This window comes from Pseudescherichia sp. AS216 (assembly GCF_037152055.1).
Lineage (GTDB): Bacteria > Pseudomonadota > Gammaproteobacteria > Enterobacterales > Enterobacteriaceae > Pseudescherichia.
In genome coordinates this window covers 82,572-94,986 of sequence record NZ_JBBCMV010000001.1, presented here as the reverse complement: position 1 = coordinate 94,986, position 12,415 = coordinate 82,572, and the positions used below count along the sequence as shown (strand labels likewise).

Here is a 12,415-nt window from a genome sequence, read left to right as displayed (position 1 = left end):
ACAACATAGCAATGCGCATACCCTCCAGGATATTTCCTGGCGTTATGAAGGAAAATCAGGCGTTGAGCAGACCTGGCGTTGCCCGCATGGTGGGACAGAGCTGGAACATCTCCAGCAGGATAGCGACGTAGTCACGCGCCTCCTTTTTAAGATCAAACGTTTGCGGTGAGAAGAGCCAGTTTTCCATAATGCCAGAGATGTAGCTGCGCATCAAAATGGCTGCGCGACGGGTGAGCAAATTAGCGGGCAGCATTTTCGCTTTAATACAGTGGCTGAGAGTCTGTTCAATACGATCGTAACTTTCGAGGCATAAATTACGCTGTGCCTGTTGCACTATGGCCATTTCGCCGACAAACTCACACTTATGGAAAATGATCTCCATCATTAACCGGCGGCGCTCTTCGACAACGGTTGCTTCAAGGACATAGACCAGTATTTCGCGTAAAACTGAGAGTGGATCGTCAGGGAATTTTGCCTGATACTCAAGCTCTAGATCGCCGATACTGGACTCTGACAGTTCCCAAATTTCACCAAATAAATCTGATTTATTTTTGAAGTGCCAATAGATTGCGCCACGCGTGACACCTGCAGCGTGCGCAATGTCTGCCAGAGACGTCTTGGAGACGCCGTGCGTTGAAAACAGCCGCATGGCGACATCTAAAATATGCTGACGCGTCTCCAGAGCCTGTTGTTTGGTTTTTCGTGCCATATGTTGGTGATTTTATGGGAGTCAGATTTACATACATTTATGAATGTATGTACCATAGCATGACGATAATATAAACGCAGCAATGGGTTTGTGGGCATTTGATCCACTGATCAATTTGAAATCGGACACTCGAGGTTTACCTATGAACAAAAACAGAGGATTTACCCCTCTGGCGGCCGTTCTGATGCTTTCGGGCAGCTTAGCGCTAACAGGATGTGATGATAAACCGGCTCAACAAGGAGCACAGCAAGCGCCAGAAGTTGGCATTGTGACACTCAAATCCGCACCTCTGCAGATGACCACTGAACTGCCAGGCCGCACCAGCGCTTATCGCGTGGCGGAAGTCAGACCTCAGGTTAGCGGCATCATTTTGAAACGTAACTTCACCGAGGGCAGCGACGTTGAAGCGGGTGTCTCGCTCTATCAAATCGATCCAGCTCCTTACCAGGCCTCTTATGAGAGTGCAAAAGGCGATTTAGCCCGCGCTCAGGCCGCCGCGAGCATTGCGCAGGTTACCCTGAAGCGCTATCAGAGCCTGATTGGCACCAAGTACATCAGCCAGCAGGATTTCGATAACGCCCAGGCGGAAGCGCAGCAGGCCAACGCTTCGGTCGTGGCCGCGAAAGCCGCCGTGGAGACCGCACGTATTAACCTCGCCTATACCAAGGTGACCTCCCCTATCAGTGGCCGCATTGGTAAATCGTCCGTCACCGAAGGCGCGCTGGTGCAGACCGGGCAGGCTAACGCCCTGGCGACCGTTCAGCAGCTCGATCCGATCTACGTTGATGTGACCCAGTCCAGCAACGACTATCTGCGCCTGAAACAGGAGCTGGAAAAAGGCACCCTGAAGCAGGAGAACGGCAAGGCTAAAGTAGAGCTGCTCACTAACGATGGTTCTACCTACCCGCAGGCCGGTACCCTGGAGTTCTCTGACGTGACCGTGGATGAAACCACTGGTTCGATCACCCTGCGCGCTATCGTCCCTAACCCGAATCAGACCCTGCTGCCGGGCATGTTCGTCCGCGCCCGACTGGAAGAGGGTCTGAACCCGAACGCGCTGTTGGTTCCACAGCAGGGTATTACCCGTACACCGCGCGGGGAAGCATCTGCGATGGTCGTGGGCGAAGGCGATAAGGTTGAAACCCGTCAGGTACAGACCTCCCAAGCGATTGGCGATAAGTGGCTGGTCACCGGCGGTCTGAAAGATGGCGATCGCGTGATCGTCACCGGCCTGCAGAAAGTTCGGCCGGGCGCGCAGGTAAAAGTGCAGGAAGTAAATACCGATCAGGCTTCTGACAAGAAAGAGCAAGCTGCAGCTGGCGCCCAGTCAGAACAAACGAAGTCTTAACTTAAACAGGAGCCGTTAAGACATGTCTAAGTTTTTTATCGATCGCCCCATCTTCGCATGGGTTATCGCGATCATTATCATGCTGGCGGGGGCGCTTTCGATCCTCAACTTGCCGGTAGCGCAATATCCTTCGATTGCGCCACCGGCGGTGACGGTCTCAGCAAACTACCCTGGCGCAGATGCGAAAACGGTGCAGGATACCGTGACGCAGGTTATCGAACAGAACATGAACGGTATCGATGGCCTGCTTTACATGTCCTCCACCAGCGACTCGTCCGGCTCGGTGCAGATCACGCTGACCTTTAACTCCGGTACCGATGCGGACATCGCGCAGGTTCAGGTGCAGAACAAACTGCAGCTGGCCATGCCGCTGCTGCCGCAGGAAGTACAGCAGCAGGGCGTTAGCGTTGAGAAGTCATCCAGCAGCTTCCTGATGGTGCTGGGGATGATCAACACCGATGGTTCGATGACCCAGGAAGATATCGCTGACTACGTAGGCGCGACGGTGAAAGATCCGGTTAGCCGTACTACGGGCGTCGGTGACGTGCAGCTGTTCGGTGCCCAGTACGCGATGCGAATCTGGATGGATCCGAACAAGCTGAACAACTTCCAGCTTACGCCGGTTGATGTCATCAACGCTATTAAGGCGCAGAACGCCCAGGTAGCAGCAGGTCAGCTCGGCGGCACACCGCCGGTGAAAGGACAGCAGCTGAACGCCTCGATTATCGCTCAGACCCGACTCACCTCGACGGAAGAGTTTGGTAAGATCCTGCTGAAGGTAAACCCGGATGGCTCCCAGGTTCGCCTGCGTGACGTGGCAGAGATTGAGCTGGGCGGCGAGAACTACGACGTTATCGCTAAGTACAATGGTCAGCCAGCCTCGGGTCTGGGGATCAAACTGGCGACCGGCGCTAACGCGCTGGATACCGCCAATGCCGTACGTGCGACTATTGAGTCCCTGAAGCCAACCTTCCCGGCAGGCCTGAAGGTGGTCTACCCGTACGACACCACGCCGTTCGTTAAAATCTCCATTAACGAAGTGGTGAAAACGCTGGTCGAAGCGATTGTGCTGGTGTTTCTGGTAATGTACCTGTTCCTGCAAAACTTCCGTGCAACGCTGATCCCAACGATTGCCGTTCCGGTGGTATTGCTGGGTACCTTCGCCATCCTCGCCGCCTTCGGCTACTCGATAAACACCCTCACCATGTTTGGTATGGTGCTGGCAATCGGCCTGCTGGTTGATGACGCCATCGTGGTGGTAGAGAACGTCGAACGTGTTATGGCCGAAGAGGGGCTCTCTCCTAAAGAGGCCACGCGGAAATCGATGGGGCAGATTCAGGGCGCGCTGGTGGGTATTGCCCTGGTGCTGTCCGCGGTATTTATCCCGATGGCCTTCTTCGGTGGCTCTACCGGTGCGATCTACCGCCAGTTCTCGATTACTATCGTTTCGGCGATGGTGCTGTCGGTTATCGTTGCGCTGATCCTGACGCCAGCCCTCTGTGCCACCATGCTGAAGCCTATCGCCAAAGGCGACCACGGCGAAGGCAAAAAAGGCTTCTTCGGCTGGTTTAACCGCATGTTTGATAAGAGCACGCACCACTACACCGACAGCGTAGGCAATATTCTGCGCAGCACCGGTCGTTATCTGCTGCTCTATATCATCATTGTTGCGGGCATGGCGTTCCTGTTTGTACGTCTGCCAAGCTCGTTCCTGCCAGATGAAGACCAGGGTGTATTCTTAACCATGGCGCAGCTGCCAGCAGGGGCCACGCAGGAGCGTACGCAGAAGGTGCTCGATGAGGTCACCGACTACTACCTGAAAGACGAAAAAGCGAACGTGAACTCGGTGTTCAGCGTTAACGGCTTCGGCTTCTCGGGTCGCGGTCAGAACACCGGTATCGCGTTCGTCTCGCTGAAAAACTGGGAAGAGCGTGCGGGGGAAGAGAACAAGGTTCCGGCCATTGCAGGCCGCGCCAGCGCTCGCTTCTCACAGATTAAAGATGCGATGGTCTTCGCCTTTAACCTGCCGGCGATTGTTGAGCTGGGTACGGCAACCGGCTTCGACTTCCAGCTGATTGACCAGGGTAACCTCGGCCATGACAAGCTGATGCAGGCACGTAACCAACTGCTCGGCGAGGTCGCCAAGCACCCTGATCTGCTGGTGGGCGTACGCCCTAACGGCCTGGAAGATACGCCGCAGTTCAAGATCGATATCGATCAGGAGAAAGCGCAGGCGCTGGGCGTTTCTATTAGCGATATCAATACAACGCTGGGTACCGCCTGGGGCGGCAGCTACGTAAACGACTTCATCGACCGCGGTCGCGTGAAGAAAGTCTACGTTATGTCACAGGCTAAATACCGTATGCTGCCAAGCGATATCAATAACTGGTACGTGCGCGGTAGCGATGGTCAGATGGTTCCGTTCTCGGCCTTCTCCTCGTCGCACTGGGAGTACGGCTCACCGCGTCTGGAGCGCTATAACGGTCTGCCGTCAATGGAGATCCTCGGTGAAGCGGGTCCTGGTAAGAGTACCGGTGAAGCGATGGACATGATGGAGCAGCTGGCGGGCACGTTGCCTGCGGGCGTGGGTTACGACTGGACGGGCATGTCCTACCAGGAACGCCTCTCTGGTAACCAGGCCCCTGCCCTGTACGCTATCTCGCTGATCGTGGTCTTCCTCTGTCTGGCAGCGCTGTATGAGAGCTGGTCAATTCCGTTCTCGGTCATGCTGGTTGTTCCGCTCGGGGTCATCGGTGCACTGCTGGCGGCAACGTTCCGCGGGCTGGGCAACGACGTTTACTTCCAGGTGGGCCTGCTCACCACCATCGGCCTGTCGGCGAAGAACGCGATATTAATCGTCGAGTTCGCCAAGGATCTGATGGAGAAAGAGGGTAAAGGGCTGATCGAGGCGACGCTTGAGGCAGTACGTATGCGTCTGCGTCCTATCCTGATGACCTCGCTGGCGTTTATCCTCGGCGTTATGCCGCTGGTTATCAGCACCGGCGCAGGCTCTGGCGCACAGAACGCGGTAGGTACCGGCGTAATGGGCGGGATGGTGACCGCGACCGTACTGGCCGTCTTCTTTGTGCCGGTGTTCTTCGTGGTGGTACGCCGCCGCTTCAGCCGCAAATCTGAAGACGTGGAGCACACTCATCCGGTTGAGCATCACTAATCCGCTCTGAAAGCTGGAGTTTGTGAATCAAAGGCCGCGCAAGCGGCCTTTTTCATTATTCGCCTGAAAATCATCATGAAGGCTTATTGTTTATTGCGTTAATTTCTGTAACAAATATAAGGCATATAATTCTTAAGGCTTAAGGGATTATCTTGAGAAGTAAAGATATTCTTAATTAATAGTAAAAGCCTCTTACCGTAAGAATATTCTTAGTGGATAACATACAGGCAAGCATGGTTCGCCCTTTGGCCTGGTGAAAAACGAAAGCAAAAGATGATAATTGTAATTTTTCGTAATCGCTCCAGGAAATCTTTTTCAGAGTGACTTATAGTTTAAGTGAGGCGTAAGAGCAGCTTACACGCCGACCTCAAGGAGGTATCCATCCCGAAACGGTGTTCCATGTGAAAAAAAAGCCACTTAGAAGGGGATACGTTATGGACGAATACTCGCCAAAAAGGCATGATGTCGCGCAGCTGAAATTTCTTTGCGAAACGTTGTACCATGATTGCCTCTCTAACCTTGAAGAGAGTCATCACGGCTGGGTTAACGACCCTACGTCAGCAATCAATTTGCAGTTGAACGAGCTGATTGAGCATATTGCGACCTTCGCACTTAATTATAAAATTAAGTATAATGAAGATAATAAACTGATCGCCCAGATAGACGAATACCTGGACGACACGTTCATGCTGTTCAGTAGCTATGGCATTAGCACAGAAGACTTGCAGAAATGGCGCAAATCCGGCAATCGCCTGTTTCGCTGTTTCGTTAATGTGAGCAAGGCTAACCCTGTTAGTCTGTCCTGTTAAAACTATTACAAATACATAGGTGAATTTATGTCTGATAAACCATTAACCAAAGTAGATTATTTGATGCGCCTACGGCGCTGTCAGACAATTGACACGCTTGAACGGGTGATTGAAAAAAATAAATACGAACTGTCTGACAACGAGCTCACAGTTTTTTATTCCGCGGCCGATCATCGACTGGCTGAACTGACCATGAATAAACTGTATGACAAAATCCCCTCCTCCGTGTGGAAGTTTGTTCGTTAGTCTGCGCACCGTGTCATAGCCATTTCTCGCTGTCTTTATCAGACGTGTTTTGATGGGTCTTAGCGCCGGGGTTTTGTCTTACAAAGTAATGTGAGCTCAATCACATTCTAAACTCAGCGCGATACTCTTCCCGGCTATCTCCATCCAGGATGTTCCTGTTACGTTTAACAGTGAGATAGCCATGAGTACAGAAAAGCAGAAAATGATTGCCGGACAGCTCTACCGAGCTGGCGATGAAACATTAAGGGCAGATCGCCTGCGTGCCAGGGAGCTGCTGCATCAGTATAACCACTCCGCTCCTGGCGAAAAGAGCGAACGGCGCGGCCTGCTTGCCGAGCTGCTCGGTAAAAGCGGTAATGCCTATATCGAGCCCAGTTTTCGCTGCGACTACGGCTATAACATTTTCCTCGGCAATGATTTTTATGCCAATTTTGACTGTGTAATGTTAGACGTCTGCCCTATTCATATTGGCGATAACTGCATGTTCGCCCCAGGGGTGCACATCTACACCGCCACCCATCCCGTTGATGCCACCGAACGTAACAGCGGATTAGAGTTCGGAGCGCCCGTAACCATTGGCAACAACGTCTGGGTCGGCGGTCGGGCTGTGATAAACCCGGGCGTGACCATTGGCAACAACGTCGTTATCGGCTCCGGTAGCGTGGTGATCCGCGATATCCCTGACGACGTGGTGGTGGCGGGTAATCCCGCGCGGATTATTAAAAAGCTGTCGTCGGCGTCGGCATAACTGTTATGCTTTTTTGTTGCCTGGCTGTTACTTTTTTTTATCAGCGCAGATCGTAAAATAGGCTGTTTCACCTGCGTTTTGTGCGATCCCCAAAGGTAAAAAATGACAGAAATAGAGCGACTGCTTAACCAAACGATCAACGAGCTAAATATTCGCGAGAAGCGTGACAACCGGCCACGCTTCAGCATTAGCTTTATCCGCAACCATCCCTGGCTGTTTATCGGCATGTATGTGGGCTGGTTTGCTACTCTGGCGGTTATGCTCCAGTCTGAAACCTTAGCAGGCTCCGTCTGGCTGCTGGTGGTGCTTTTTGCCCTGCTGAACGGCTTCTTCTTCTTTGATGTCTACCCGCGCTACCGCTATGAGGATATCGACGTGCTCGATTTCCGCGTCTGCTATAACGGCGAGTGGTACAACACGCGCTGTGTGCCGACGGAGCTGATCGACGCTATTATGCAGTCGCCTAAGGTTGAGGCTGCGCAAAAGAGCCAGCTGCAGCAGATGGTACAGAGAAAAGGCGAGCTTTCGTTCTACGATATCTACTCTCTGACGAAGCCGAAAACTGGGCCGCACGCTCAACCACAGGTCGCTTCATGAATCAGTATAATCACTATGGCCAGCCGGTTGGCAACGCCCTTCCCGGCTGGCAACCTCGCCCGCTGCCGCAGCGCGTTGTTCTACATGGACGCTATTGCCGCCTTGAACCACTCACGCGCACTCATGCCGATGCGCTCTTTGCCGCCTATCAGCTTGACGGCGATAGTCGTAGCTGGACCTGGCTGCCGCGCGAACCGGAAGAGAGCATCGAGCAGTATGCGGCCTGGGTCGAGAGCACGGAACAATTGCAAGACCCGCTCCACTTTGCGGTAATCGATACGCAAACTGAGAGGCCGGTAGGTACCCTTGCGCTAATGCGCATTGACGCTAACAACGGCGTTATCGAAGTCGGCCACGTCCACTTCGCCCCCTTGCTGAGCCGTACCCCCGCCTCGACCGAAGCCCAATGGCTGCTAATGCGCTACGCCTTTGCGACGCTCGGCTACCGCCGCTACGAGTGGAAGTGTAACACTCTTAATGAGCCTTCACGCCAGGCTGCGCTGCGCTTAGGTTTTCAGTATGAGGGCCGCTTTCGTCAGGCGTTAGTCGTGAAAGGGCACAATCGCGATACCGACTGGTTCTCCATCATTGACGGTGAGTGGCCAGACGTTGACGCCGCTCTGCAACGCTGGCTCGCGCCAGATAACTTTACTGCTGACGGCAAACAGCGCTGCTCTTTGACGTCCCTGCGGACGTAGCACGTTGTTGGTAACGAAGCGGGTATCAAAATAGCTGTCTCGTCCCGTATTGACATACGCACAAAAAGTATTAGATTTAAGGTAACAGCGTTGCTTAGTGAGGTCGCTGTTAGGTAGTAAGATGTAGTTAATAAATGCGATAAAGGCCACGAAGCATTGTTGTATGGGAGAGTCGGCGTAGCGTAAATCAGTTGCAAGCCTACCCGATGACGCTTTAAGGCCACGTAGTCAGTTTCTACAATCGCAGGGTGTGAACGAAATCGCGATGATGTAAGGCTCTGTTTTATGTTGTATGGGTTGTGAGTTAAAACGTCATGTTTTAAATCGCAATGGAAGTAAGGCCACGCATCAAATAGTGTATATCGCGAAGGGTGTGTACTTGAGTACCGAGGTCTAAGACCTTAAACGTGTACATTTAAAGCAGTACCATAAGCAGTATCATGTAGTTAAGTTCCTTAATGTTAAACGCAATATCTGTAGTACCCTAAGAGCCCTGGCTTCTCAAGTCAGGGCTCTTGTCATTTTGGGCTACCGAGAGCCCGCTCCCCCACCTCATCTACCTTATGCGTTTTTCGCAAAAGCACGTGATCCTGCTCGGTCATAAATTAGAAAAGAAGGTTATTGGTTGAAACCAGGGCGTTAGGGCACTCTGCCAGAAAGCCACTATAAGGAGCCAGCCATGACCGCTACTCGCCTGCCCGTTCTTGACCTGTCGCACTTTACCGATCCCGACGCGCGTCCCGCCTTTCTGGAGCAGCTGCGTCATGCCGCACGAGATATCGGTTTCTTCTATCTGGTGAACCATGGCGTAGACGACGTGTTGCAGCAGGCCGTCCAGCAAGAGGCCCGCCGCTTCTTTGCTCTTTCTGATGTGGAGAAGCAGCAGGTGGCGATGATCCACTCGCCCCATTTTCGCGGCTATAACCGTGCGGCCTCTGAGCTGACGCGTGGCCAGCCTGACTGGCGCGAACAATTTGATATTGGCGCTGAACGTTCGGCCCTGAACGTTACCGGGGACGAACCTCGCTGGCTGCGTCTGCAAGGGCCGAATTTGTGGCCAGAGGCGCAGCCGACGCTAAAACCTGCCCTCCTCGCCTGGCAAAAAGCGATGACCAGCATGGCGCTCAACCTGCTGCGCGCCTTCGCCCAGGCCCTGGATCTCCCCCCTGACGCCTTTGATGCGCTGTACGGCGATAAGCCTAATGAGCATATCAAGCTGATCCGTTACCCTGGCCAGCCCGCAACCGAGAGCCAGCAGGGCGTCGGCGCACACAAGGACTCCGGCTTCCTCAGTTTTCTGCTGCAGGATGAGCAACGAGGCTTGCAGGTGGAGGTTACGCCGGGCCGCTGGCTGGATGCCGCCCCGCTAGCCGGAAGCTTTGTGGTAAACATCGGTGAGCTGCTGGAGCTGGCCACCAACGGCTACCTGCGCGCCACTGTTCACCGCGTCGTCTCTCCCCCCGCTGGGCAGGAGCGGCTGTCGATCGCCTTCTTCCTCGGTGCGCAGCTGGATGCGGTAGTACCGGTCTATGCCCTTCCCGAGCCGCTGGCGCAGGAGGCCTACGGACCCGAGAGCGATCCGCAAAATCCGCTGCTGCGCGACGTGGGCTGGAACTACCTGAAAGGACGGCTGCGATCCCATCCGGACGTGGCCGAGCGTTACTACCGGGACGTGCTGCGCGAGCGCAGCGAACAGCTGATTGCCTGATTTAACCCACTGACATAACGAGAAAGGATAAAAATGATGAAACCTGCAGCATTGAAACTGGCCGGGCTGGCACTCTCTCTCTCTTTGGCATGGGGCTCAGCCCATGCAGAAGCGTTGCGCATTGCGGCGGACGCCGTGCCGCATGCGGAAATTCTTAACTATATCAAAACGTTTGACCCTAAACTGGATATCAAAGTGGTAGAGCTGACCAGCGGCGTCAACGCTAACGAGCTGCTGGCGAACGGCGACGTTGATGCCAACTATTTCCAGCACGTTCCGTATCTAAAGGACCAGGAGAAGGCGCTGGGCAAAACCTTTGCCGTGGCGGCGACGGTGCACATTGAACCGCTGGGCATCTACTCGCGCAAATATAAAGATCTCAAGTCGATTCCTGACAACGCTACGGTGGCAGTGCCGAACAACACCACCAACCTGAGCCGCTCGCTGTTCCTGCTGCAAAGCCAGGGCCTGATTAAGCTCAACGCGACGTTTACCGATCCCGCCACCACCCTCGCCACGCCGAAGGACATTGCTGAGAATCCGAAGCACATTAAAATTCTTGAGATCGAGTCCCCGCAGATCCCCCGCTCGCTGGACGACGTCGATCTGGCGGTGATCAATGGCAACTACGCCCTGGAGGCAGGCCTCACTCCGGCTAAAGACGCGCTGGGGCTGGAGAGCGCCGAACATAACCCCTATGCCAATATTCTGGTGACCAACCCGGCGCTGGCCAACGATCCGCGTATCAAGGAGCTGGCAAAGGATCTCACCTCGCCGCAGGTGGCCGAATTTATCCGTAAAAACTACAACGGATCGGTTATTCCGGTCGCACCGCAGTCATGATTGTGATTGAAGGGCTGAGTAAAACCTATGCCGGAGCAGGCCGACCGGCGCTGAACGACATCTCGTTAACCGTTCCTGAAGGCGCCGTTTACGGCATTCTCGGGCGCAGCGGCGCGGGCAAGAGCACGCTGATCCGCTGCCTGAACCTGCTGGAGCGGCCGACACACGGCCGCATTCTGGTCAACGGACGCGACATCACCGGCTTCGATAAAGCGGCCCTGCGCGCGCACCGTCTGCAAACTGGCATGATTTTTCAGCACTTTAATCTGCTGCATGCCCGCAGTGTGGCAGACAACATCGCCGTGCCGCTGGAGATCGCTGGCGTTGCCAAAGCACAGCGTCGGGCGCGGGTCGAGGAGCTGCTGCACCTGGTGGGCCTGAGCGACAAGGCGCAGGCTTTCCCCTCCCAACTCTCCGGCGGGCAGAAGCAGCGCGTCGGTATCGCCCGTGCGCTGGCAGCGCGCCCGCAGGTGCTGCTCTGCGACGAAGCCACCAGCGCACTGGACCCCGAGACCACGCAGTCGGTGCTCAGCCTACTGGCGGATATCAACCGCCAGCTAGGCCTGACGATTGTGCTGATCACCCACCAGTTAGAGGTGGTAAAAAGCCTTTGCGATCACGCGGCGCTGCTGGAGAACGGCGAGCTGATTGAAAGCGGGAAGATCGCTGACCTGCTGGCCACACCGTGGTCGCGTCTGCGCCAGTCGCTGCTACCCGACCCGCAGGCGGAACGTCTCTTCCTGGAGCGACATGGCGTAAACGGGAGGCCACTATGCGTAGCATGAGCTGGGACGAGCTGTGGCCAATGCTGCTGAACGGCACGCTGGAGACTCTCTACATGGTGGCGCTGGCCGCCCTGTTTACCGTGCTGATTGGCCTGCCCATTGGCGTATTACTCTATATCTCACGGGCAAACGGCCTGCTGCCGATGCCTAAAACCAGTGCCGTGCTGGGGGCCATTATCAACCTGGGCCGCTCGCTGCCGTTTATCGTGCTGCTCATTGCGCTAATCCCCTTTACGCGCCTGCTGATTGGTACCACCCTCGGCAGCACCGCTGCGGTAGTCCCCATTACTATCGGCGCGTTTCCTTTCTTTGCCCGGCTAACGGAGAACGCGCTGGACGAGGTGGACTATGGCCGAATCGAAGCCATTCTGTCGATGGGCGGCAGCGTCTGGCACGTTATCGTCAAAGCCCTGCTGCCGGAGGCGCTGCCGACGCTGCTGGCGGGGATCACGCTCACCGTGGTGATGCTAATTGGCTTCTCGTCGATGGCCGGCGTCATTGGCGGTGGCGGGCTGGGGGATCTTGCCATTCGCTACGGCTATCAGCGTTTTAATGACCAGGTGATGGTAGGTACGGTGATTATTCTCGTGGCCCTGGTACAGGGAGTGCAGATGAGTGGCGATCGTCTGGTGCGACGCCTGGCGCATCGCCGCTAAACCATGTGTTTGCATTACGGAATTTTAGCGCAAAATAGCAGAGGAGGAGTGCAGAGAGTGGTATAAAGACAGGATTGCTGTAAGCCCACTTTCTTT

At 54.8% G+C, this 12,415-nt stretch carries 12 protein-coding genes; 11 read left to right on the top strand and 1 reads right to left on the bottom strand.

Annotated elements, in window-relative coordinates; translation table 11 throughout:
- Positions 1-55 precede the first annotated feature (55 nt).
- The gene (gene acrR, locus WFN61_RS00450) at positions 56-709 is read right to left on the bottom strand and encodes a multidrug efflux transporter transcriptional repressor AcrR (RefSeq protein WP_337037111.1); all 654 of its coding nucleotides are present in this window, start codon (positions 707-709) and stop codon (positions 56-58) included.
- 142 nt (positions 710-851) lie between these two features.
- On the opposite strand from acrR, the gene WFN61_RS00445 reads away from it, so the two are divergent.
- The 11 genes from WFN61_RS00445 (at position 852) to WFN61_RS00395 (ending at position 12,319) form a co-directional block, all read left to right on the top strand.
- Entirely contained in the window at positions 852-2,057 is a 1,206-nt protein-coding gene (locus WFN61_RS00445; RefSeq protein ID WP_337037108.1) for an efflux RND transporter periplasmic adaptor subunit, read from the top strand.
- Between the two features lie 22 nt (positions 2,058-2,079).
- On the top strand, positions 2,080-5,229 hold the full coding sequence (acrB, locus tag WFN61_RS00440) for a multidrug efflux RND transporter permease subunit AcrB (RefSeq protein ID WP_144814327.1): 3,150 nt from the start codon (positions 2,080-2,082) through the stop codon (positions 5,227-5,229).
- A 434-nt stretch (positions 5,230-5,663) separates the two neighbouring features.
- Positions 5,664-6,038: an Hha toxicity modulator TomB gene (gene tomB, locus WFN61_RS00435; RefSeq protein WP_042391644.1), complete on the top strand. Its 375-nt coding sequence runs from the start codon at positions 5,664-5,666 to the stop codon at positions 6,036-6,038.
- A 27-nt stretch (positions 6,039-6,065) separates the two neighbouring features.
- Positions 6,066-6,284, top strand: coding sequence for an HHA domain-containing protein (locus WFN61_RS00430; protein WP_042391642.1), 219 nt, complete (start codon positions 6,066-6,068; stop codon positions 6,282-6,284).
- 181 nt (positions 6,285-6,465) lie between these two features.
- The gene (gene maa, locus WFN61_RS00425) at positions 6,466-7,032 is read left to right on the top strand and encodes a maltose O-acetyltransferase (RefSeq protein ID WP_238083410.1); all 567 of its coding nucleotides are present in this window, start codon (positions 6,466-6,468) and stop codon (positions 7,030-7,032) included.
- A 102-nt stretch (positions 7,033-7,134) separates the two neighbouring features.
- Positions 7,135-7,629: a YlaC family protein gene (locus tag WFN61_RS00420; RefSeq protein ID WP_144814334.1), complete on the top strand. Its 495-nt coding sequence runs from the start codon at positions 7,135-7,137 to the stop codon at positions 7,627-7,629.
- Entirely contained in the window at positions 7,626-8,327 is a 702-nt protein-coding gene (locus WFN61_RS00415) for a GNAT family N-acetyltransferase (protein WP_337037102.1), read from the top strand. Before WFN61_RS00420 ends, WFN61_RS00415 begins: the two co-directional genes overlap by 4 nt.
- Before the next feature lie 679 nt (positions 8,328-9,006).
- Positions 9,007-10,035: an isopenicillin N synthase family dioxygenase gene (locus tag WFN61_RS00410; RefSeq protein ID WP_337037099.1), complete on the top strand. Its 1,029-nt coding sequence runs from the start codon at positions 9,007-9,009 to the stop codon at positions 10,033-10,035.
- Between the two features lie 36 nt (positions 10,036-10,071).
- Entirely contained in the window at positions 10,072-10,878 is an 807-nt protein-coding gene (locus WFN61_RS00405) for a MetQ/NlpA family ABC transporter substrate-binding protein (protein ID WP_144814671.1), read from the top strand.
- Positions 10,875-11,663, top strand: coding sequence for a methionine ABC transporter ATP-binding protein (locus tag WFN61_RS00400; RefSeq protein WP_312272876.1), 789 nt, complete (start codon positions 10,875-10,877; stop codon positions 11,661-11,663). The genes WFN61_RS00405 and WFN61_RS00400 overlap by 4 nt, the downstream gene beginning before the upstream one ends.
- Positions 11,660-12,319 carry a methionine ABC transporter permease gene (locus tag WFN61_RS00395; protein WP_186370521.1) on the top strand — a complete coding sequence of 220 codons (660 nt, stop codon included), beginning with the start codon at positions 11,660-11,662 and terminating at the stop codon, positions 12,317-12,319. Before WFN61_RS00400 ends, WFN61_RS00395 begins: the two co-directional genes overlap by 4 nt.
- Positions 12,320-12,415: the final 96 nt, after the last annotated feature.

Coding starts and splice junctions, on each gene's coding strand:
- acrB (WP_144814327.1), top strand. CDS start 2,080: ATGTCTAAGTTTTTTATCGATCGCCCCATCTTCGCATGGGTTATCGCG.
- WFN61_RS00395 (WP_186370521.1), top strand. CDS start 11,660: ATGAGCTGGGACGAGCTGTGGCCAATGCTGCTGAACGGCACGCTGGAG.
- maa (WP_238083410.1), top strand. CDS start 6,466: ATGAGTACAGAAAAGCAGAAAATGATTGCCGGACAGCTCTACCGAGCT.
- WFN61_RS00410 (WP_337037099.1), top strand. CDS start 9,007: ATGACCGCTACTCGCCTGCCCGTTCTTGACCTGTCGCACTTTACCGAT.
- WFN61_RS00430 (WP_042391642.1), top strand. CDS start 6,066: ATGTCTGATAAACCATTAACCAAAGTAGATTATTTGATGCGCCTACGG.
- tomB (WP_042391644.1), top strand. CDS start 5,664: ATGGACGAATACTCGCCAAAAAGGCATGATGTCGCGCAGCTGAAATTT.
- WFN61_RS00405 (WP_144814671.1), top strand. CDS start 10,072: ATGAAACCTGCAGCATTGAAACTGGCCGGGCTGGCACTCTCTCTCTCT.
- WFN61_RS00400 (WP_312272876.1), top strand. CDS start 10,875: ATGATTGTGATTGAAGGGCTGAGTAAAACCTATGCCGGAGCAGGCCGA.
- WFN61_RS00445 (WP_337037108.1), top strand. CDS start 852: ATGAACAAAAACAGAGGATTTACCCCTCTGGCGGCCGTTCTGATGCTT.
- WFN61_RS00415 (WP_337037102.1), top strand. CDS start 7,626: ATGAATCAGTATAATCACTATGGCCAGCCGGTTGGCAACGCCCTTCCC.
- acrR (WP_337037111.1), bottom strand. CDS start 709: ATGGCACGAAAAACCAAACAACAGGCTCTGGAGACGCGTCAGCATATT.
- WFN61_RS00420 (WP_144814334.1), top strand. CDS start 7,135: ATGACAGAAATAGAGCGACTGCTTAACCAAACGATCAACGAGCTAAAT.